This window comes from Bradyrhizobium sp. MI1.3 (assembly GCF_055811695.1).
Genome location: NZ_JBVVPQ010000079.1, coordinates 1 through 20,334 on the forward strand (window position 1 = coordinate 1; position 20,334 = coordinate 20,334).

Here is a 20,334-nt window from a genome sequence, read left to right on the forward strand (position 1 = left end):
GATATAGTCGAGCGCCAGGAGCGCAACCGTCAGCACGGTCGCGACGCGGATGATGTTCAGCGCGTCAGGCAGCGAGATGAAGCGCCATTTGGTCGTGGTCAGGTTGAAGACGAAGCACACGACCAAGCTGAAGGCGAGGAAATAGGGCAGGATCTGGATCAGCAGCGGCAGGCGATCGAAGAAGCCGTCGCCGCCCTCGAAGCGCAGATAGAAGGCGGCGAACAGCGCCGCCGTCGTCGCCAGCAGGTCGTGGAGCGCGATCATGAAATTGCGCAAGGTGAGATGCGAAAGACGCGTCATCCGCTGACCGAAAATCCAGTTTAATGCAACCTGATCGCGCTGATAACCCATCTCGGCCGGACATGCCAGTCAAGGCTTGCCAGTCAAGGTTTGCCGGTCAAGGTTTGCGATCCCGGCGGCCGTTCAGGAACCGGCTACTGTCGCCTTCGCCTCGGCCTGCTGGGTCTGGATCACCATGCCGCCGGCAACGCCGACGCCGATGACGTACATCCAGCCCTCGTGGAAGTCGAACAGATGGGAGTTGAACAGCGAGGTGAAGGCGTTCTGGACCACGACCAGGAGGCCGACCCAGTTTGCGAGCCCGTCGCCGCGAAACAACAGCAGATGCAGGATCCAGATGGCGTAGAGAACGGCGACGCCGATGATGCCCCATTGCACGGCCACGTTCAGCGTCTGGTTATGCGGGTTGCCGATCACCTCGGCGGATGCCAGGTTCTGATTGCCGGGCGTCGCGGCCCGCTCGAACAATCCACGCGTCGAGCCGGTGCCGTGCCCCTTGATCGGCGCCTCCGAGAAGAAGCCGAGGGATTTCCGCCAGAATTCGAGCCGCAATCCGGCCGAGGTCGGCGCGCCTTTTTCCACATAGCGTGTGTAGTCGCTGGCGAAAGTGTCGTAGGTCTTGCGCAATTGCGGCGAGGCCTGCCAGGCGAGAACCGCGCCCACGAGTAGGGCCGCGGAGATGATCGCGATGTTGCGCCATCTCAGATGAAGCAACGCAAACACACCGAACAGGATGGGGATCGTGACGAGCGCGGTGCGCGATACCACCACGAACACCATATTGGTGAAGAAGGCGAGCGCAAGCGCCGTGAGCAGCCCGGCGATCCAGTAGCGCCTCTCGCGCAGCAACCGCACGATCGGATAGGCGAGCGCGACTGCGCAGAGCGTGAACTCCTGGCTCTGGTCGATGTAGTTCTTGACGAAGATGCCGCGCTCGACGCGGTCGGATTTGAGCGCGAGGTCTGGGTAGAAGGCGACGAGCCAGGACATCACCGACAACAGCGCGCAGGACACCAGGAAGGCGACGAACACCCAATGTCCGCGCGGCGAGCGCGCAAAATGATAGAGCAAGACCGGCAGCACCAGCAGCTTGACGGTCGGATTGACCGCGTAGAAGCGCGCCCCCCAGGCCGCGTCCGACCACAGCGTCCCGACCAGCGCGAGCAGGACCAGCGCAATCGGCGCCAAACAGATCGGACGCTTGAGCGATTGCAAGAACTCACGGACGTCGAGGAACGGCACCATGCAGAGCAGCATCAAGGCATTGAAGATGCCAGCAAGCGACGTCGACCATGGCAGCGAGGCCGCGGTCAGGATCGCGAACAGATCGACCGTCTCGGACCAGGCCGCCGGACTGCGCAGACGCCGCCACAGCACCTGGCCGGTCGTCTCCCCGGCGAGCGCTGTCACTTGTCCCCTCCCCGGGCGCGATGCACCAACGCGGTCGTACTGAAGCCCTGGAGGATGTCGACCAGCACGACCGTTCCGCCCGCGGCCTCGACGACCTCATGGCCGACCACCTGCTCGCGGGTGTAATCGCCCCCTTTGATCAGCGCGCTCGGCTTGGTGCGGGTGATCAGGTCGATCGGCGTATCCTCATCGAAAATAACGACGAGATCGACCGCTTCGAGCGCCGCCAGCACTTCCGCACGCGCTCGCTCGTCCTGAACAGGGCGGTCGGCGCCCTTCAGCCGCCGCACCGAGGCGTCGCTGTTGAGGCCCACGATCAGGCGGTCGCAGGCGGAGCGCGCCGCTGTCAGCACCTTGACGTGGCCGGGATGCAGGATGTCGAAGCAGCCATTGGTGAAGCCGACGCGCTGGCCTTGCTTCTTCCATTCCGCGAGCTGCGCGTCGAGCGCACCGGGCTCGAACACGATCTTCTCTTCGGCCGCGAGATAGGCATGCGGCAATATCTTTCGCTTCAGCTCGGCCACACTCACGCTGGCGGTGCCCTGCTTGCCGACGGCGACGGCGGCCGCGGCACTGGCTATGCGAAGCGCCGTGTCCCAGTCTGCGCCGGCGGCGAGCGACACCGCGAGCGCGGCGGCAACGGTGTCGCCGGCGCCGGAGACGTCGCGCACCTTGACCGGAAATGCCGGAACGTGAACGGCCTCGCCGTTGCGCGGCACCAACGTCATGCCGTGCTCGCCTTGGGTGACCAGGATCGCTTCGCAATCGGCGAGCCGCATCACGTCCTCGCTGGCATCGACGATGCTCTGCGGGGTGTCGGCGCGGCTTCGGGTCGCTTCCGAAAATTCCTTGCGATTGGGCGTGAGCAGCGTGGCGCCGCGATAGATCGCCCAGTTCAGGCTTTTGGGATCGACGATCACGGGCTTGCCGAGTTTTCGCGCGGCGTCGATGGTGTGGCGGATGACGCGGGCCGTCAGCACGCCCTTGGCGTAGTCGGACAGCAGCACGACGTCGGCGCGCGCGATCTGTGGCAGGATCGCTTCGATCAGCTTGGTCTCGATCGTATCGGAAGCAGGCTGGGCCTGCTCCCAATCCGCACGCAGCATGTGCGTGGAAAAATGCTCGGAGACGAAGCGGACCTTTCGCGTGGTCGGGCGTGAGGGATCGCACACCAGCACGCTTTCGATTGCACCCTGCTCCGCAAGCGTCGAGGCGAGCTGCCTGCCCGCCTCGTCCTCGCCGACGAGGCCGACGAAGATGCAGCGCGCGCCGAGCGCAGCGACGTTGCGCGCGACATTGCCGGCACCGCCGATATGGATCTCGCTGCGCTGTACGACGATGACAGGCGCCGGCGCTTCCGGCGAGATCCGCGACACCTCGCCATAGACGAACTCGTCCAGCATGATGTCGCCGATGCACAGCACGGTGCGGCCCGAGATGGCTTGCGCGAGGGCATCGAAATCGAGAATGGGCGTCGGCATGGTGATGGGCCTCAGCGGAAGCGGTCGGGCCGGTCGAGATAATCCCCGACATAGGCCTTCACCGCGTCCTCGAGCGTCGTGAAACCGCCATTATAGCCGGCGCGGTGGAGGCGATCGACCTCGCTCTGGGTGAAATATTGGTAGCTGCCGCGGATCTGCTCGGGCATGTCGATGTATTCGATGTTGGGGCTGGCGCCGAGCGCGCCATAAGCCGCCAGCATCAGATCCTTGAAGCTGCGCGCCTTGCCCGTGCCGACATTGAACAGCCCGGATACCGAGGGCGTTGCCAGCAGCCACATGATCACGCGCACGACGTCGTCGACATAGATGAAATCGCGGCGCTGGTCGCCGTCGCAGATGCCTTCGCGATGCGACTTGAACAATTGCACGATGCGGCCCGCTTTGACGTCGTCGAAGCGGCGCGCCAGCACGCTCATCATCGAGCCCTTGTGGTATTCGTTGGGGCCGAACACGTTGAAGAATTTCAGCCCGGCCCATTGCGGCGGCAGCTTCTCGCCGTTCGCTGCGCGCTCGGCGACGGCGAGATCGAACAGGTGCTTGCTCCAGCCGTAGAGATTCATCGGCCGCAGTTTCTTCAACGCACGGACCGAGGCGTCGTCGTCAAATCCCTCCTCGCCGTCGCCATAGGTCGCCGCCGAGGAGGCGTAGATCAACGGCACCGCATTCGCCGTGCACCAGTCGAGGAGGCGCATCGACAGGCGGAAGTTGGTCTCGAACACCAGGTCGCCGTCGGTCGCAGTGGTCGCGGAAATCGCCCCGAGATGGATCACGGCATCGAGCTTACGGCCCTTTAGCCAGTCCGGCAGCTCAGCTGGCGGCACGATATCCACAAGCTGCCGCTTGGCGAGGTTGCGCCATTTGCCCTCGCTGCCAAGGAAATCGCAGACGACCACGTCGCTGCGGCCGGCCTCGTTCAGCGCGGCGACGACATTCGATCCGATAAAACCGGCTCCGCCGGTCACCAGCAACATTCCAACGTCCCTGCCAGATTCCGCCTGCCCGAAGTTTTGCGGCCCGGTTCTGCCCTAGCGCATGATCCGCCAAAGTGTAAGCGGTTTTGGGATTGCCACTCAGCCGGCTTTACCTGCCGGCGCGGAGCGGCTAACCGAACCGCCACATCCAGCGCACCCCGGCCCTTTTAACGAATGAACCAAGATTCGCAACTTAGTGGAGAGGCAGATCGGGGCGACACCCGCCCGATCCTGATCGTCCCCTACATGTGGATCGGCGATTTCGTCCGGAATCACACCGTCGTGCGGGTCTTGAACGAGCGCTGGCCGAACCGGCCGATCGATTTGCTCACGACATCCCTGTGCGCGCCCTTGGTCGATTACATGCCGGGCGTGCGCGAAGCGATCGTCTGGGACCTGCCGCGCGGCCGGCTCGCCGTAGGCCGCCAGCTCGGCCTGGCGAAGCTCCTGCGCGAGCGAAACTACGGCACCGCCCTGGTGCTGCCCCGTACCTGGAAGGCCGCCATTGCGCCCGCTTTGGCCGGGATTCCGGAAAGAGTCGGCTTCGTCGGCGAGTTCCGGTTCGGCCTGCTCAATCGCTGGCGCTGGGGCGAAAAGAAACTGCCCCGCTTCATCGACAAGAACGCTGCCCTCGCCCAGCCCGATGGCGCCCCGCTGCCGGCGGAATGGCCGGTGCCGCAGTTGCGGGTTCCGGCCGAGGACATCGTCCGCTGGCGGCAGGCCAACGGCCTCAGCGCCGCCGCCGCTGTGGCACTGGCTCCTGGCTCGGTCGGCGCTTCAAAGCGCTGGACCTATTATCCCGAGGCCGCCCGCTTGCTCGCCGAGCGCGGCCTTGAGGTCTGGGTTGTCGGCGGCCCCGGGGAAAAGGGCCTGGCCGAGGAGATCGTCGCGGCGGCCGGCGCTCGCGTGCGAGACCTCACCGGCAATGATCTGCGCAACGGCGTGCTGGCCATGGCCGCGGCCGGCGTCGCAATCTCCAACGATTCCGGCCTGATGCATGTCGCAGCCGCCCTGGGCACGCCGACCATGGGCATCTTCGGCCCGACCAGCCCCTACCTCTGGGCTCCCCTCAACGGCCTCGCCGCGACCGTGGTCCAGGACAAGAGCGTGCTCTCCTGCCAGCCCTGCCAGAACACGATCTGCAAGATGAACGACCACCGCTGCATGCGAGATATCGCGGCGAGCGAGCTGGTGGAGATTGCGCAGCGGGTGCTGGGTGAGGTGGGGATGCGGGCTTCGACCTAACGGCTGTCGGGGCTCCGCCGATGTTGACACCATGCCAGTGTTTTGCCCGACGAGCGACTTCGTAAAATCAGCAGAACACCGCACCATCGCCAAGCCATTGATTTCGTTGGCCCCGGCTACTGTGAATGGGGTTGTTTTCGCGTTTTTTGTTTTGGCGACGCTACGACAAGGGCTCAAAGCAGCGGCCGATAGACCTCCCCGATCCGCGCTGCCTCGGCATCGAGGCTGAACCGTTCGAGCACCCTTGCCCGCCCGCGCTCCCCCATAGCGATCGCGGCGGCCACGTCACGCATCAGCGGTTCCACCGCTGCAGCCAGCGCATCGGCGTCACCGGTCGGGATCAGCACGCCGGTCACGCCATCCTCGACCACGAGTTCGGCCGCGCCGGCGCGCGCGGCGACCAGCGCGCTCCCGGCCGCCATCGCCTCGATCAGCGTCAGGCCAAAACCTTCGTTGCGCGAGGTAAAGGCGTAGATCGTCAGCCGCTGATACCAGCGCTGCACGTGTTCGATCGGCAGCTCGCCGGTGATGACGATGCGCGATTGCAGGCCGGCGGCCTCGATCCGCTTCTTCAGGTCGTTTGCAAAAGCGGTTTGCTCGGGTGTGACCTGGCCGACGATGATTGCGGTGAAATCCGGATAGCGCGGCAGCAAACGGCACATCGCATCGACGAACACATCGGTGCCCTTCTGCGCACGTACGCGGCCAAAGCAGCCGATCGCGTAGCGGCCCGGCAGCGCGGCTTCCGCGAAGGCGGCGGTGCGATCTGCCGGCGGCGCATAGACGGCGGTGTCGACGCCGTGCGGAATCACCGACGCCTTCACTTTCAGGAACGAGGCCGAAAGATCCGATGTCGCGATGATCGCGTCCATGCGCCGGATCAGCCAGCGCGTGATCCAGCTATGATGACGCTGTGCCGCCGAGGTGAAGACGAGCTTGAGCGGCCAGCCGAGCGCGCGCAACAGCACGCCCGCGATCATCTCGTTGTTGCGGCGCGCGTGCCAGATCAACGGCGCCTGGCGGCGCCACAATCCCAGGAGATCGGCACCGTTCAGGCGCGCGATTCCCTCCGGCGCGTCGGAGCCGAACCACGCGGCGGGAAACAGCTTTGCCAGCCGCGGCGCCACCATCCGGTTGGTCGCGGTGACCCCGGAATAGCGCCTGTGCAGATTTGGCACGATCACTTCCAGATCGCTTGGGGAATTCGCCACGCCACGCTCCGTTTCGAAAGTCCCTATACGCAACATTAAGCATAGTGGCCAGTTCAGCCGCGCCGATAACCACTCTTCACCACGTAAACGTTAGCTTGGAGCGTTGATCGAAGACGGGTGAGATCATGACTGTGCTTGTCACCGGCGGTGCCGGCTACATCGGAAGCCACACGGTTCTGGCGCTGGCGGAAGCCGGCGAGGACGTCGTCGTGATCGACGATCTCTCCACTGGTTTCTCGGCCTATCTGCCCGAAGGCGTGCCGCTGTTCATTGGCGATGCCGGCGACGAGAACCTGCTCGAAGGCGTGATCGCCCAGCACAACATCGAGAGCATCATCCATTTCGCGGGCTCGGTGGTCGTGCCGGATTCGATGCGCGATCCACTCGGCTATTACCGCAACAATTTCACGACCGCGCGCAACCTGCTCAACGTCGCGGTCAAGCGCGGCATCGACCGCTTCATCTTCTCCTCGACCGCGGCGGTCTACGGCGATCCGGACCAGGTGCCGGTGCCCGAGCATGCGCCGACGCGGCCGCTGTCGCCCTACGGTTCGTCGAAGCTGATGACCGAGATCATGCTGCACGACGTCGCCGCCGCCTACGGCATGCAATACGTGACCTTGCGCTATTTCAACGTTGCGGGTGCCGATCCGCAGGCCCGGATCGGCCTTGCCACCGTCGGCGCCACGCACCTGCTCAAGATCGCGGTGGAAGCCGCGACCGGCCAGCGCGCCAAGATCGACGTGTTCGGCACCGACTATCCGACCCCGGACGGCAGCTGCATTCGCGACTTCATCCATGTCACGGACCTGTCGCAGGCGCATCGCTCGGCGCTCGCCTATCTGCGCAACGGCGGCGCCTCGACGACGCTCAATTGCGGCTATGGCCGCGGCTACTCGGTGCTGGAGACCATCGACGCGGTGCGTCGTGTCTCGGGCCGCAGCTTCGCCGTGCAGTACGCCCCGCGCCGGCCCGGCGACATCATGACCATGGTCGCCGACACCAGCCGCATCCGCGGCCTGCTCGACTGGAAGCCGCAATACGACGACCTCGAGACCATTGCAGCCCATGCGCTGGCTTGGGAGGACAAGCTGTTCCGCGAGCGTCACGGCGAGCTCCGCCACGCCGCCTCGGCCTAGATTCCATTCCAGCGCAAGCCCTTAATTGGGCTTGAAAAGCGCTGGCTTAGCGGGCACAGAGGCCGTTCGATCCCTGACGCGCGGGCAGGCTTATTCCTGTGCCGTCAATGGACTGCGGATGGCTCAGTTTCCAAAGAAAATCACCGACGATCCCTATGCGGCAGCGGTGCTGATTCGCCGCCTGGTCACGGAACAGGGGATCATCTACTGGCGGCGCTACCTCGTCGCCTTCGCGCTGATGGCGCTTGCCGCCGGATCGACCGCGGGCGCGACCTACGTGCTCGGCCAGGTCATCAACCAGGCCTATGTCGACAAGAACATCCCGGGCATCGCGATGTTCTCGGGCATTACCGTGATCCTGCTCTTCATCAAGGGCGTAGCGACCTACGGTCATATGGTGATCCTGACCAAGATCTCCAACGCGATCCTCGCCACCAACCAGCGCCAGCTGTTCGCCAAGCTGATGCGCGAAAGCGTCGGATTCTTCTCCGAGCGGCATTCGTCGGAATTTCTGGCGCGGCTGACGGCGGGCGCAAAGTCCATCACCGATGTCCTCAACATGCTGGTCAATGCGGTCGGGCGCGACCTCATGATGCTGCTCGCCATGATCGGCGTGATGGTGTGGCAGGATCCGGTGATGTCGTTCATCGGCCTCGTCGCCGTGCCGCCGGCGATGCTCGTGCTGCGCAAACTGGTCAAGCGCATCAAGGGGCTCGCCTACAACCAGTTCACCGGCACCGCCGACATCCTGGAGACGATGCAGGAATCGCTGCAGGGCATCCGCACGGTGAAAGCCTTCACGCTCGAAGACACCATGCAGAACCGCATCGACGAGAACATCGCGATCGTCGAGCGCAACGCCAACAAGATGGCCCGCGTCGCCAACCGCTCCAATCCGCTGATGGAAATGCTCGGCGGCTTCGCAGTCGCCGGCTGTTTGCTTTACGGCGGCTATAGCGTGGTCGCGCTCAACGCCACGCCCGGCGCGTTCTTTTCCTTCATGACTGCGTTCCTGATGGCGACCGAGCCGGCCAAGCGGCTGGCGCGGCTCAACATCGACCTCAACAGCCAGCTCGTCGGCGCTCGCATGCTGCTCGAAGTCGTCGACAGCCCCGCGAGCGAGCATTCCGACGACGACAAGCCGGCGCTGAAACTGTCGACTGCACGCATCGAGCTGCGTGACGTCAGCTTCTCCTATCGCAACGGTGAGACCGTCCTCAACCGGATGAGCTTTGTTGCCGAGCCCGGCAAGGTCACTGCGCTGGTCGGCCCCTCCGGCGGCGGCAAATCGACTGTGCTGGGGTTGCTGCTGCGCTTCTACGAGGTGACGCAAGGCGACATCGTGATCGACGGCCAGTCGATCGGCGCCGTCTCGCGAAAATCGCTGCGGGCCCAGACCGCCTATGTCGGCCAGGACGTCTATCTGTTCCGCGACACCATCCGCAACAACATCGCCTTCGGCCGCGCGGGCGCAACCGAAGAACAAATCATCGGTGCTGCGAAAGCAGCCTGCGCGCATGATTTCATCATGGGCTTCCCGCTCGGCTACGACACGCCCGTCGGCGAGCACGGCACGCAGCTGTCCGGCGGCCAGCGCCAGCGCATCGCGGTCGCGCGCGCGCTGATCAAGAACGCGCCGATCATTCTGCTCGACGAAGCCACCGCCGCGCTCGATTCCGAGTCCGAGCGGCAGGTGCAGGAGGCGATCGAGCATCTCTGCCAGAACCGCACCACCATCGTGATCGCGCACCGCCTGCACACCATCATGCACGCCGATGCGATCCTGGTGGTCGAGGGCGGCGAGATCGTCGAGCAGGGCCGGCATGACGAGCTGCTCCGCCGCGGCGGTCGTTACGCCTCGTTCTTCCGCCTGCAACATCACGACGCCGGCGCTCTGGCGCCGATCAGCGCAACCGCATAGAGTTCCTTTCACCTCAAGAGCAGCGAGATCGCACCATGAACGCCGCCTCCTACGTCATCCCGCTTCCGACCCAGGCTTCGCTTCCCGTCGTCGGGGAAAGCGGCCGTTATCCCGTGCGCCGCATCTGGTGCGTTGGTCGCAACTATCTCGAGCACATCCGCGAGATGGGCAATGACGAGCGCGCCCCGCCGTTCTTCTTCGCCAAGCACGCCGACATGCTGGTGCCCGACGGCGCCACCATTCCCTACCCGCCGCTGACCAAGGATCTCCATCACGAGGTCGAACTGATCGTCGCAATGAAGAGCGGCGGCCTCAACATTCCCGCCGAGAAGGCGCTCGACCATGTCTACGGCTATGCCGTCGGTATCGATTTGACCCGCCGCGACCTGCAGATCGCTTCGCGCAAGAAGGAGCGTCCGTGGGAGGTCGGCAAGTCGTTCGACTATTCGGCGCCTTGCTCCGCGGTGCAGCCGGCATCGAAGATCGGCCACCCCGCCAAGGGCAAGATCTGGCTCACGGTCAACGGCAAGGAAGCGCAGAAAGGCGACCTCACCGAGCTGATCTGGAATGTGCCCGAGATCATCTGGCAGCTCTCGCAGCAGGTGAAGCTCGCCGCCGGCGACATCATCATGACGGGCACGCCGGCCGGCGTGTCGCAGCTCCAGCCGGGCGACAAGCTCGAATGCGGCGTCGACGGCGTCGGCACGCTGAAGGTGAGCATCGGTCAGCCGGAATAAGGCTGAGCTCGAGATCACGGGACAGCAAAGCCCCGGGCATCGCGTCCGGGGCTTTTTTACGGATTCAAGTTCGTCGCTCGTACGCCCCTGCCGCGTTGATGTCCTTTCCGGTATAATCGGTCATCATCGCGGTCGCGACCAGCGTCACGACCGCGCAAATCGCGATGTAGACCGCGATCGCGGTCGCCGAGTGGAACGTGCCGTACAGCCAGGTGGCGATCAGCGGCGCGGGGCCGCCGGCGATCACGGATGCGAGCTGATAGCCTAGCGAGGAGCCGCTGTAGCGCAGGCGTCCGGTGAAGCTCTCGGCGATCAAGGCGGCTTGCGGCCCATACTGCATGTCGTGCGGAATCAGCGACAGGATGATCGCGAGAAAGATGATGGTCAGCGACCCCGTATTGAGCATGGCGAAATAGACGAAGCCGAAGATGCCCGTCACGGCAGCGCCGAGCATATACATGTTCTTGCGGCCGATCTGATCGGAGATATGTCCGCACAGCGGGATCGACACGAATGACAGCACCGAGGCCGAGAGCACCGCGGTCAGCAGGAAGTCGCGTGATACGTGCAGGGTGCCGATGCCATAGGAGAACACGAAGGCCGTGAAGATGTAGAACGGCGCTTGCTCCGACATGCGCGCAAGCGCAGACAGTAGAATCTCCTTCGGATATTCCCGGATCACCGTGAGCATCGGCGTGCGATCGACCTGGCGTTCGGCCACGAGCTTGGAGAACACCGGGGTTTCGAGAATGCCGAGCCTGATATAGAGGCCCACGCCGACCAGGATGATGCTGAGCGCGAAGGGAATACGCCAGCCCCATGCCAGGAACTGATCACCCGCCATCTGGCTGAACACCAGCACGGCAAGATTGGCCAAGAAAAGCCCGCAGGGCACACCGAACTGCGGCCATGATGCGATCAATCCACGGGATCGGTCGTTGCGCGCCCATTCCATCGACATCAGTACCGAGCCGCCCCACTCACCGCCGACGCCGACGCCCTGAATGAACCGCAGCACGGTCAGGATCACGGCGCCCCAGATACCGATGCTGGCATAGGTCGGCACCACGGCCACGGCAGCGGTCGCCAGTCCCATCAAGAGCAGCGTCGCGATCAGCGTGGATTTACGTCCGATGCGGTCGCCATAGTGGCCAAAGATTGCCGCGCCGACGGGCCGCGCGGCGAATCCGACCGCGTAGATCGCAAATGCCTCCAGCGTGCCGACCCAGGGATCGGAGTGAGGAAAGAAGAGCTTTGCGAAAACCAGCCCCGTGACGGTGCTGTAAAGAAAGAAGTCATACCACTCGATCGCGGTCCCGATTGTGGAGGCGATCACGGCGCGGCGAAGCTGGCGCTGATGCTCGGGGGCAGTAAGTCGGGTGGCGTCGAGATCAAGGGTTGCCATGGGAGCGCATCCTCAGATAGGCCGCCGCTTGCGTGTTTTCACCTGTTATTGTTGCGGAAAAAACGACGTTGGGTTCCAAGGGTTCCAACCGACGTGAAATGGGATGCTAAAACTTTAGTCGGTCGATAAGCCCCGGGAGGGGGCACTACCAGGCCTTCACCGCCCGATCGGCGTGGCTTGTCTGCGGCACACCCCGATTGAGCGACATGTGCGAATGCACGCAGAGCCAGCTATCGCCATGTCTTGAAAACACCATCGTGGCCCGGCCGGGGCGCGGAAACGCGCTGCCGTCGGGATGATAGCCCGTGCTCGTCCATGGCACGATCACGGTCGCCATCGTGCCATCGGACGATGCCAGGATCGAGGCCTGGTCGATAACGAAACGGAAGTCGGCCGTCTTCGGCCAGACGTTGTCCCATTGCGTCGAGACCCATTGCTCAAGACCCGGAATGACGTCGTTGTGCGTGCCGAACGCCAGCACATCCGGATGGAAGAGCGGCCGCGCCGAAGCATAGTCGACCTCGCGGACATAGCCCGCGAAGGTCTCCAGCCAGTGGCGAATGAACTGCGTGATCTCGGTATTCGCGGTCGGCAAGGAGGCCATCGCCTGCTCCATCTTCGGCAACTCAATCGCGGCAATCTTTGTTGCCATGAGGCGAACCGTCCAGCAAGATATGTGGAGAGCACCGGTGGAGATCGATCCACGAACCGGGCCGATTTCATGGAGCCGGACTCATGAGACGCCTTCTCCTGCTTGCGGCCACGCTTATCGTCTCGTGCAATGTTGCCAGCGCGCAGTCCAGTCAGCCCTATGCCGGCCTCGAGCATCGCCCCATCAAGGCGCTGTCGCAGCAGCAGATCGACGATCTTCGAGCCGGACGTGGCATGGGCCTGGCGCTTGCCGCCGAACTCAATGGATATCCCGGCCCGAGCCATGTTCTTGAGCTCGGTGATCGACTTGATTTGACCGCGGATCAGCGCATCCAGGTTCAGCGCCTCTTCGATGCCATGAAGCAAGAGGCGGTCCCGCTGGGTAACAAGCTGGTCGAGCAGGAAACGGAGTTGGACCGCCTCTTCTCCGCCCGCGTCGTGACATCGGAATCACTCAAGGCGGCCCTCATTGCCATTTCGGAAACCCAGGCACTGCTCCGCGAAAGCCACCTCAAATACCATCTATCGACAACCGCTCTGCTCGACCGGATCCAAATGCAGCGATACGCGGAGCTGCGCGGTTACCAACGCCCTGATGGCTCCGAAGCACACAAGCACCATCACTAGACGCGGTCATCGCAGCGCCGACAGCACGATGAGGCCGAGGATCAACGCCGTCAGCGAATGTTTGAGCGTGTAGTAGACGTTGCGATTCCATTGCTTGACCCTGCGGCTCGCAAGATGGATCTCGTAGAGCTTGCCGAACACCTTGTTGAGCACGCCGACACTCTCGCCGTCGACGTTCTGGGTTGCAGAGGCCTTGACGATGTGGTGGCTGACCCAGCGGTTGATCGCGGTCATGAAGCCGTACTTCATCGGACGCTCGACATCGCAGAACAGGATGATGCGGTTGACGTCGGTGGCATTCTCGGCGCTGTGAATGAAGGTCTCGTCGAACATAAAGGCCTCACCGTCGCGCCAGACGCATTCGACGCCATCGACCAGGATGCGGCACCTGTTCGAGTTCGGCGTGACGAGGCCGAGGTGGTAGCGCAGCGAACCGGCAAAGGGATCGCGGTGGGCGCCGAGCTTGCCGCCCGGCGGCAGCATCGCAAACATCGCACCATGCACGCTCGGAATGGAGTTGAGCAGTTCCACCGTGTTCGGGCACAGCGTGCGCGCAGAGGGCAGGAAGTCATCGTACCATTTCAGGTAAAAGCGTTTCCAGCCGCTCTTGAAGAACGAGTAGAAGCCCCAATCGTTGTTCTTCGCCGCCGCGCGAATGAAGCCTTCGTCGAACAGGCGAACGGCCTCATCGCGAATGGTCTCCCAATTTTCGCTGAGGGCTTTCAGCTCGGGAAACTGATCGACCGGGATCACCGGCTTGTTCGGCACCGCCGAGCCCGCATACATCAGCACATTGTAGGGCGCGAGATAGGTGGAGTGGTCGCCAAGCTGGCGCGCGAAGCGCAGCCGCTGCTTGCCGCGGAAATGAACGTAGATGGTCGATGCCGCCAGCACATAGAGAATGACGAGTTGCGGCGCAAAAAGCAGTTTTAACATCTCCCCAGTTCCCGGTGATTTAACCGGGGACGTGATCTATCCCGACGCGGCCCGAGTGGCAAGGTATCGACATGCATCCTGAGGCTGCTCCGCAGGTTGTGATTGGCACGGCCGTGGGCGGGGCGGCGCACAAGGACAAATCGAAGCCGCGCCCACCTCAATACCGGCGTTGCAGCCGGTTTCGGCCACGTGGTATCTTTGGGTTCCACAGGTTGGGAATCTGGAGTTGCGTCTTGGGGATATGGCGGTCGTTGGCGGGCTTCGCGCTCGCCCTGTCTCTGCTTGGAATATCCGTACCCGCGAATGGCCAAGGCGTTCAGCCGCGACCGCAGCAGGGCAAGACGCCAGATCCGGAGCTGCGGGGCCAATGGCTGCGGCAAGGGCAGACATTCGCCTGCCGCGTCGAAACCAAGAAGGGCGCCGCCCCGCCGGATCCTGATTTACTCAGCTTCGCCTGCCAGCGCATGGGCGCGCTGGGCGTCGGCAATCGGGGGCGTCACTGAAGGCCTCGCTGGCGAACCGCACCGCAAGCTGCCGCCGGCGAACAAGCAACGAACTATGTGTACTTTCTCGGCAAGGCCGATCAGTCTCCCTATCTCGCCGCAACCGTGAAAGCGAACCGCGTGATCGCGCTTCAGGTCAGCGGGCCGGCACCCGCCCCCGGCTACAGCTTCAACCACATCAACCTCGGCGACAGCACCGAGAAGCTGATGGCGCAGTTCGGCGGCCCCTTCCATGTCGGGCCGAGCGGGCTGGAGAAGACCGAGCTCTGGACCTATCATCCATGGCCCTTCTCATTCGAAGTGCAGGCGGACCGCGTGCCGTCAATCCGGATCAGCGATCCGACCGTCCAGTAAACAGATTGTACGGGGCCCTGGTCACGCCCGTGACAGGGCCTGGAGACCCTTGAAGGTCAGGCGCTTCGGGTCGGTGACGCCGGCGAGATACAGGCGGCGGATGAACGTGATCACGGCGTCGCGGTCGCAATCGGTCAACGCGACGACGGCGTCGACCGCGATTCTCTGGGCTTCCATTGGGCTCACCTCGGCCTTGCAAGTAACCCCGGCCGAGACAGGCTAGGACTCCGCGGTTAATCCGGCGTTAACCGTTCGGGCAACATGGCCGATTCACCCGAGCGGCCGTATACGCAAAACAACGCATTGCCCGTCCACGCAGCGGCTCACCGCGCGGTGATGCTGTTCTTGAGCTGAGCAAACTGCTTCTTCAGCCGTGGCACCGCAAAGTCCGTGAAGGTCCGCACCTTCGGCACCGAGAGCCGGCCCTGCGGACAGATCAAATGCGCAGGCATCTCGGGATCCTCCTCGCCGGCCAGCACGATCTCGAGCTCGCCGCGCGCGACCTGCTCACCCACCTGGTACGAATACATTCGCGCCACACCGCGGCCGGCGACGGCCGAGGCCACTGCCGCGTAGGTGCTGTTGACGACGAGCCGCGGCGTGAACTGCACCGTGCGGGCAGCCGACGAGCCGGCCTGCGGCGCAAAGGTCCAGGAATTGGGAAGGTGCGCCATCGCGACGATCTGGTGCTTGGCGAGGTCGCCGGGCTCGGTGATGCGCGGGTGCTGCTTCAGATAGCGTGGTGATGCCACCACGACGCGGCTGATCTCGCCGACCCGCATCGCGACCATCGCCGAATCCGCGAGATGGCCGATGCGGAGCGCGACGTCGACCCCCTCCTCGATCAGATTGACCGCACGATCGAACAGCAGGAGTTTTGCCGACACGGTCGGAAAGGCATCGAGAAAGGCATCGAGGATCGGCCGCAGCACCATCTCACCCGACACCACGGGCGCAGTGATTGTGAGCAGGCCGCGGGGCGCTGTGCGAGGCCCGGCCGCAATGTCATCGGCCTCCTCCAATTCGGTGAGCACGCGGCGACAGACCGCGACATAGCGCTCGCCCTCCTCGCTCAGCTTGATCGAACGTGTGGTCCGATGCAGCAGCTCAGCGCCGGCCCGCTGCTCCAGGAACGCAATGGCGCGGCTCACCGCCGCCGGCGAACGGCCGAGCTTGCGGCCCGCCGCCGCGAGGCTGCCCTCGTCCACCGCAAGGACGAACACCTTCATCGCATCCAGACGATCCATACGTTTCCCGCCAGCCCATCGAGCTCCGACTGAAAGCTAGGCGTTCGCTCCCGCTGCGACAACCACCGCCGGGCGACGGCCGGCATTCGTTCGCGCCGCGAAAGAGTGTCTGCCGGACAGCGCATATTCGCAGCCGGCCCGCTGCGGCGTACGTCATCCTCCAAGCCAGCCGCCGCTGGCCCAGATTATGAACGCCAACAACAGGAGCCCGTCATGGGTATCGAACAGAAGGTCGCCATCATCACCGGTGCTTCGCAGGGCATCGGTGCCGCCCTAGTCCAGGGTTTTCGCGATCGCAACTATCGTGTCGTCGCGACGGCACGCTCCATCAAGCCGTCGGGCGATGACGATGTCCTCGCCGTTCCCGGCGACATCTCCGAGAGGGCTACGGCCGAGTGCGTGGTCTCCCAAGCCATCTCCCGCTTCGGCCGTGTCGACACGCTGGTCAACAACGCCGGCATTTTCGTCGCAAAGCCGTTCACGCAGTACACGGCGGAGGACTATGCGGCGGTGATGGGCACCAACGTCGCAGGCTTCTTCCACGTCACGCAGCTCGCCATCGCCGAGATGGAGAAGCAGGGGTCGGGCCATGTCGTCCAGATCACGACCACGCTGGTCGACCAGGCCAATTCGAACGTGCCCTCGGTGCTGGCCTCGCTGAGCAAGGGCGGGTTGAGCGCCGCGACCAGATCGCTCGCGATCGAATATGCCAAGCGCGGTATCCGCGTGAACGCGGTGTCGCCCGGCATCATCAAGTCGCCGATGCATCCCGTCGCAACGCACGCCCAGCTCGATGCGCTGCATCCCGTCGGCCATATGGGCGAGATGTTCGACATCGTCGATGCCGTGCTCTATCTCGAGGGCGCCTCCTTCGTCACCGGCGAAATCCTGCATGTCGACGGCGGCCAGAGCGCCGGCCACTGAACGCACCAGCGCCTTTGCGCGCGCGCGGACGACATGACAGACGCAGATGCCAAGCAGCAAGTCCATCCCCGACCGCATGAGCGGTCGGGTTCGACTCGGAGGCACTTGTTCACAGGCGCCGTCGTGCTCGTGCTCGCGATTGATCTTCTGCCGCTTACCACGCGCAAGCCATAGAACGCGGAGGTCGTTGCGATCAGGAATATTGCATCACGCCATCGTCGATCCGGCCGAACCGCAAGGAGACGATGTCGAGCGCGTAGTTCTGGTAGAGCCGCCACGGCTGCTTCGAGCCTTGCTTCGGCATCTTTGCGACCGAGCGCTGGACATAGCCCGAGGTGAAATCGAGCGATGGCTGCGCGGTAATCGTGGGATCGTCATTATGCGGCATGCACTGCCGGAAATTGTGCCGGTCCATGTAGTTGATGAGCCGACAGATATACTCGCAAGTGAGGTCGCATTTCAGCGTCCATGATGCGTTTGTGTAGCCAAACGCGGAAGCCATGTTGGGCACGTCGGCATACATCATGCCCTTGTAGGTCAGCGTGCTGGCAAAATCGACGGCGCGGCCGTCGACGCTAACCTCCAACCCGCCGACCACCTGGAGCACCAGCCCCGTCGCAGTCACGACGATGTCCGCCGCAAGCTCGCTGCCGTCCTTCAGGCGGATACCGTCGTGCGTAAACGTGTCGATCTCTTTGGTGACCACCGAGGCGCGCTGCTCGCGGATCGCCTTGAACAGATCGCCATCCGGCACGAGGCAGAGCCGCTGGTCCCAGGGATTGTAGCGCGGCGTGAAATGGGTCGCGACGTCGTAGTCGGGGCCGAGCGCCATCTGCACGCCCTTGAGAACCAGCTCCTTCACCTTCGCAGGGCGGCGCCGACTGAGCTGGAAGAAGAACATTCCCCACATCACGTTGCGCCATCGGATCAGTTGATAGGCAAGCCGCGTCGGCAGATTGCGCCGCAATTTGTTGGCGACGGGATCCTGCGCCGGGCGCGACACCACATAGGTCGGCGAGCGCTGCAGCATGGTGACCTGCGCGGCCGTCTTGGCGAGCTCCGGCACCAGCGTCACCGCGGTCGCGCCCGAGCCGATCACGACGACGCGCTTGCCGGCGCAGTCGATGTCGTCGGTCCATTTCTGCGGATGCACGATGCGGCCGGCGAAATCCGCGACGCCCGGAAACTCCGGCGTGTAGCCTGCCTCGTATTTATAATAGCCCGAGCACATGAACAGGAAATTGCAGGTGAAGCGCACGGTTTCTGCCATACCCTCGCCGGTGATGCGCTCGGCCTCGACGGTCCAACGTGCGTCCGGCGTCGACCACGCGGCCCGCTTGACGCGATGGCGGAAGCGGATGTGCTTCTCAATGCCGTTCTCGGCAGCGGTTTCGCGCACATAATTGAGAATCTGCGCGCCGTCGGCGATCGCCTTCGGATCCGTCCACGGCTTAAAGGAATAGCCGAGCGTGAACATGTCGCTGTCGGAGCGGACGCCGGGATAGCGAAACAGATCCCAGGTGCCGCCGATGCAGTCGCGCCCCTCGAGGATGACGTAGCTCTTGCCCGGACACTTGGCCTGAAGATGATAGCCCGCGCCGATGCCGGACAGGCCGGCACCGACGATCAGCACGTCGAAATGTTCTTGCGACATTTGTTTCCTCCGCCGTCAACGATTGTCTGACCGGGACGATCCCTCGTCAACTGGCAATCGGCCCCTGACACAACCGCGAGGAGACACGTGCGTTGCGCTCGATACAACAAAGCCCCGGATCGCTCCGGGGCTTTGCGTCGATAATAGATACGATCAGCGGATCAGTAGCGATAATGGTCCGACTTGTACGGGCCTTCCTGCTTGACACCGATGTAGTCGGCCTGGTCCTTGCGCAGCTCGGTGAGCTTGACGCCGATCTTGGCGAGGTGCAGGCGCGCGACCTTTTCGTCGAGCGACTTCGGCAGCACGTAGACTTCCTTCTTGTACTTGCCGTCCTTGTTGTTGGCGTAAAGCTCGATCTGCGCCAGCGTCTGGTTGGTGAAGGAGGCCGACATCACGAAGGACGGATGGCCCATCGCATTGCCGAGGTTCACGAGGCGACCTTCCGACAGCATGATGATGCGATGCTTGTCGGGGAATTCGATCTCGTCCACCTGCGGCTTGATGTTGGTCCACTTCAGGTTACGCAGACCCGCGATCTGGATCTCGTTGTCGAAGTGACCGATGTTGCAGACGATGGCGCGATCCTTCATCGCGCGCATGTGCTCGATCGTGATGATGTCCTTGTTGCCGGTCGCGGTGACGAAGATGTCGGCGCGGGGCGCGGCGTCTTCCATGGTCACGACTTCATAGCCTTCCATCGCCGCCTGCAGCGCGCAGATCGGATCGACTTCGGAGACCATGACGCGGCAGCCGGCCTGGCGCAGCGAGGCGGCCGAACCCTTGCCGACGTCGCCGAAGCCCGCGACCATCGCGACCTTGCCCGACATCATCACGTCAGTGCCGCGGCGGATGCCGTCAACCAGCGATTCACGGCAGCCGTAGAGGTTGTCGAACTTCGACTTGGTGACGCTGTCGTTGACGTTGATGGCCGGCCATAGCAGCGTGCCGGCCTTCTGCATGTCATAGAGACGATGCACGCCCGTGGTGGTCTCTTCGGAAACGCCCTTGATGCTCTTGGCGATCTCGGCGAAGTAGCCCTTCGGCTTCTCCTTGAGCTGCTTCTTCAGAAGCGCAAAGAAAACTTCCTCTTCTTCCGAACCCGGCTTGTCTAGAAACTTGGTGTCGCCGTTCTCGGCGCGCAGGCCGAGATGGACGTACATGGTGGCGTCGCCGCCGTCGTCGAGGATCATGTTCGGATGACCGCCGCCGTGCCAGTCGAACAGCTTGGCGGTGTAGTCCCAGTACTCGGTCAGGCTCTCACCCTTGACGGCGAACACCGGAATGCCGGCGGCTGCGATCGCCGCCGCGGCGTGGTCCTGCGTCGAATAGATATTGCAGGAGACCCAGCGGATGTCGGCGCCGAGCGCTGCCAGCGTCTCGATCAGCACGCCGGTCTGGATCGTCATGTGCAGCGAGCCGGCGATGCGCGCGCCCTTCAGCGGCTGCTTCGGGCCGTACTCCTCGCGGGTGGCCATCAGGCCGGGCATCTCGGTCTCGGCGAGCGAGAGCTCCTTGCGGCCGAAATCAGCGAGCGAAATGTCCTTGACGATGTAATCGGTGAAGCCGGGCTTCGCGTTCATTGCGGGCGTCCTGT

General features: G+C 63.7%; 19 protein-coding genes and 1 pseudogene. 8 read left to right on the forward strand and 12 right to left on the reverse strand.

What is annotated here, in order from left to right:
* The 4 genes and pseudogenes from AC0L3A_RS34250 to rfaD all read right to left on the reverse strand — a co-directional run.
* Window positions 1-300 (reverse strand): annotated as a pseudogene (locus AC0L3A_RS34250) (capsular biosynthesis protein); the annotation flags it as partial.
* A 123-nt stretch (window positions 301-423) separates the two neighbouring features.
* Window positions 424-1,710 carry an O-antigen ligase family protein gene (locus AC0L3A_RS34255; protein WP_473256027.1) on the reverse strand — a complete coding sequence of 429 codons (1,287 nt, stop codon included), beginning with the start codon at window positions 1,708-1,710 and terminating at the stop codon, window positions 424-426.
* Window positions 1,707-3,191, reverse strand: a complete 1,485-nt coding sequence (gene rfaE1, locus AC0L3A_RS34260; RefSeq protein ID WP_473256028.1) for a D-glycero-beta-D-manno-heptose-7-phosphate kinase — start codon at window positions 3,189-3,191, stop codon at window positions 1,707-1,709. Before rfaE1 ends, AC0L3A_RS34255 begins: the two co-directional genes overlap by 4 nt.
* 11 nt (window positions 3,192-3,202) lie before the next feature.
* Complete coding sequence (gene rfaD / locus AC0L3A_RS34265) at window positions 3,203-4,183, reverse strand: ADP-glyceromanno-heptose 6-epimerase (protein WP_473256029.1); 981 nt, start codon at window positions 4,181-4,183, stop codon at window positions 3,203-3,205.
* A 174-nt stretch (window positions 4,184-4,357) separates the two neighbouring features.
* Here rfaD and waaF point away from each other — a divergent pair, with 174 nt between their 5' ends.
* Window positions 4,358-5,428 carry a lipopolysaccharide heptosyltransferase II gene (gene waaF / locus AC0L3A_RS34270; protein ID WP_473256030.1) on the forward strand — a complete coding sequence of 357 codons (1,071 nt, stop codon included), beginning with the start codon at window positions 4,358-4,360 and terminating at the stop codon, window positions 5,426-5,428.
* Between the two features lie 173 nt (window positions 5,429-5,601).
* Here the strand turns inward: waaF and AC0L3A_RS34275 are convergent, their stop codons facing one another.
* Complete coding sequence (locus tag AC0L3A_RS34275; protein ID WP_473256031.1) at window positions 5,602-6,639, reverse strand: glycosyltransferase family 4 protein; 1,038 nt, start codon at window positions 6,637-6,639, stop codon at window positions 5,602-5,604.
* 125 nt (window positions 6,640-6,764) lie between these two features.
* Here AC0L3A_RS34275 and galE point away from each other — a divergent pair, with 125 nt between their 5' ends.
* The 3 genes from galE to AC0L3A_RS34290 all read left to right on the forward strand — a co-directional run bounded on the left by galE (window position 6,765) and on the right by AC0L3A_RS34290 (window position 10,436).
* Complete coding sequence (galE, locus tag AC0L3A_RS34280) at window positions 6,765-7,778, forward strand: UDP-glucose 4-epimerase GalE (RefSeq protein WP_473256032.1); 1,014 nt, start codon at window positions 6,765-6,767, stop codon at window positions 7,776-7,778.
* Between the two features lie 118 nt (window positions 7,779-7,896).
* On the forward strand, window positions 7,897-9,699 hold the full coding sequence (locus AC0L3A_RS34285; protein ID WP_473256033.1) for an ABC transporter ATP-binding protein: 1,803 nt from the start codon (window positions 7,897-7,899) through the stop codon (window positions 9,697-9,699).
* Window positions 9,700-9,734: 35 nt separating this feature from the next.
* On the forward strand, window positions 9,735-10,436 hold the full coding sequence (locus tag AC0L3A_RS34290; RefSeq protein ID WP_219682080.1) for a fumarylacetoacetate hydrolase family protein: 702 nt from the start codon (window positions 9,735-9,737) through the stop codon (window positions 10,434-10,436).
* A gap of 64 nt (window positions 10,437-10,500) precedes the next feature.
* On the opposite strand, the gene AC0L3A_RS34295 is transcribed toward AC0L3A_RS34290, so the two are convergent.
* Both AC0L3A_RS34295 and AC0L3A_RS34300 read right to left on the reverse strand, forming a co-directional pair.
* Window positions 10,501-11,841, reverse strand: a complete 1,341-nt coding sequence (locus AC0L3A_RS34295) for an MFS transporter (RefSeq protein ID WP_473256034.1) — start codon at window positions 11,839-11,841, stop codon at window positions 10,501-10,503.
* 145 nt (window positions 11,842-11,986) lie between these two features.
* Entirely contained in the window at window positions 11,987-12,445 is a 459-nt protein-coding gene (locus tag AC0L3A_RS34300) for a YybH family protein (RefSeq protein ID WP_473256047.1), read from the reverse strand.
* Window positions 12,446-12,576: 131 nt separating this feature from the next.
* Here AC0L3A_RS34300 and AC0L3A_RS34305 point away from each other — a divergent pair, with 131 nt between their 5' ends.
* Window positions 12,577-13,119 (forward strand): hypothetical protein, encoded by a 543-nt coding sequence (locus tag AC0L3A_RS34305; RefSeq protein ID WP_473256035.1) that lies wholly within the window; start codon window positions 12,577-12,579, stop codon window positions 13,117-13,119.
* A gap of 6 nt (window positions 13,120-13,125) precedes the next feature.
* Here the strand turns inward: AC0L3A_RS34305 and AC0L3A_RS34310 are convergent, their stop codons facing one another.
* Window positions 13,126-14,055, reverse strand: a complete 930-nt coding sequence (locus AC0L3A_RS34310) for an aspartyl/asparaginyl beta-hydroxylase domain-containing protein (RefSeq protein WP_473256036.1) — start codon at window positions 14,053-14,055, stop codon at window positions 13,126-13,128.
* A 251-nt stretch (window positions 14,056-14,306) separates the two neighbouring features.
* Between AC0L3A_RS34310 and AC0L3A_RS34315 the strand changes: the two genes are divergently transcribed.
* On the forward strand, window positions 14,307-14,558 hold the full coding sequence (locus AC0L3A_RS34315) for a hypothetical protein (RefSeq protein ID WP_473256037.1): 252 nt from the start codon (window positions 14,307-14,309) through the stop codon (window positions 14,556-14,558).
* Window positions 14,559-14,615: 57 nt separating this feature from the next.
* A complete protein-coding gene (locus AC0L3A_RS34320) occupies window positions 14,616-14,912 on the forward strand; it encodes a hypothetical protein (RefSeq protein WP_473256038.1) in 297 nt (98 codons plus the stop codon).
* A gap of 21 nt (window positions 14,913-14,933) precedes the next feature.
* On the opposite strand, the gene AC0L3A_RS34325 is transcribed toward AC0L3A_RS34320, so the two are convergent.
* Window positions 14,934-15,089 (reverse strand): hypothetical protein, encoded by a 156-nt coding sequence (locus tag AC0L3A_RS34325; RefSeq protein ID WP_007601983.1) that lies wholly within the window; start codon window positions 15,087-15,089, stop codon window positions 14,934-14,936.
* Window positions 15,090-15,235: 146 nt separating this feature from the next.
* Window positions 15,236-16,159: a LysR family transcriptional regulator gene (locus AC0L3A_RS34330; RefSeq protein WP_473256039.1), complete on the reverse strand. Its 924-nt coding sequence runs from the start codon at window positions 16,157-16,159 to the stop codon at window positions 15,236-15,238.
* A 213-nt stretch (window positions 16,160-16,372) separates the two neighbouring features.
* Here AC0L3A_RS34330 and AC0L3A_RS34335 point away from each other — a divergent pair, with 213 nt between their 5' ends.
* Window positions 16,373-17,083, forward strand: coding sequence for an SDR family NAD(P)-dependent oxidoreductase (locus tag AC0L3A_RS34335; RefSeq protein ID WP_473256040.1), 711 nt, complete (start codon window positions 16,373-16,375; stop codon window positions 17,081-17,083).
* Between the two features lie 193 nt (window positions 17,084-17,276).
* On the opposite strand, the gene AC0L3A_RS34340 is transcribed toward AC0L3A_RS34335, so the two are convergent.
* Entirely contained in the window at window positions 17,277-18,737 is a 1,461-nt protein-coding gene (locus AC0L3A_RS34340; protein ID WP_473256041.1) for a flavin-containing monooxygenase, read from the reverse strand.
* Window positions 18,738-18,898: 161 nt separating this feature from the next.
* Window positions 18,899-20,320, reverse strand: a complete 1,422-nt coding sequence (gene ahcY, locus AC0L3A_RS34345; protein ID WP_473256042.1) for an adenosylhomocysteinase — start codon at window positions 20,318-20,320, stop codon at window positions 18,899-18,901.
* Window positions 20,321-20,334 lie beyond the last annotated feature (14 nt).

Coding starts and splice junctions, on each gene's coding strand:
- rfaE1 (WP_473256028.1), bottom strand. CDS start 3,191: ATGCCGACGCCCATTCTCGATTTCGATGCCCTCGCGCAAGCCATCTCG.
- rfaD (WP_473256029.1), bottom strand. CDS start 4,183: ATGTTGCTGGTGACCGGCGGAGCCGGTTTTATCGGATCGAATGTCGTC.
- waaF (WP_473256030.1), top strand. CDS start 4,358: ATGAACCAAGATTCGCAACTTAGTGGAGAGGCAGATCGGGGCGACACC.
- galE (WP_473256032.1), top strand. CDS start 6,765: ATGACTGTGCTTGTCACCGGCGGTGCCGGCTACATCGGAAGCCACACG.
- AC0L3A_RS34285 (WP_473256033.1), top strand. CDS start 7,897: ATGGCTCAGTTTCCAAAGAAAATCACCGACGATCCCTATGCGGCAGCG.
- AC0L3A_RS34290 (WP_219682080.1), top strand. CDS start 9,735: ATGAACGCCGCCTCCTACGTCATCCCGCTTCCGACCCAGGCTTCGCTT.
- AC0L3A_RS34295 (WP_473256034.1), bottom strand. CDS start 11,841: ATGGCAACCCTTGATCTCGACGCCACCCGACTTACTGCCCCCGAGCAT.
- AC0L3A_RS34300 (WP_473256047.1), bottom strand. CDS start 12,445: ATGGCCTCCTTGCCGACCGCGAATACCGAGATCACGCAGTTCATTCGC.
- AC0L3A_RS34305 (WP_473256035.1), top strand. CDS start 12,577: ATGAGACGCCTTCTCCTGCTTGCGGCCACGCTTATCGTCTCGTGCAAT.
- AC0L3A_RS34310 (WP_473256036.1), bottom strand. CDS start 14,055: ATGTTAAAACTGCTTTTTGCGCCGCAACTCGTCATTCTCTATGTGCTG.
- AC0L3A_RS34325 (WP_007601983.1), bottom strand. CDS start 15,089: ATGGAAGCCCAGAGAATCGCGGTCGACGCCGTCGTCGCGTTGACCGAT.
- AC0L3A_RS34330 (WP_473256039.1), bottom strand. CDS start 16,159: ATGGATCGTCTGGATGCGATGAAGGTGTTCGTCCTTGCGGTGGACGAG.
- AC0L3A_RS34335 (WP_473256040.1), top strand. CDS start 16,373: ATGGGTATCGAACAGAAGGTCGCCATCATCACCGGTGCTTCGCAGGGC.
- AC0L3A_RS34340 (WP_473256041.1), bottom strand. CDS start 18,737: ATGTCGCAAGAACATTTCGACGTGCTGATCGTCGGTGCCGGCCTGTCC.
- ahcY (WP_473256042.1), bottom strand. CDS start 20,320: ATGAACGCGAAGCCCGGCTTCACCGATTACATCGTCAAGGACATTTCG.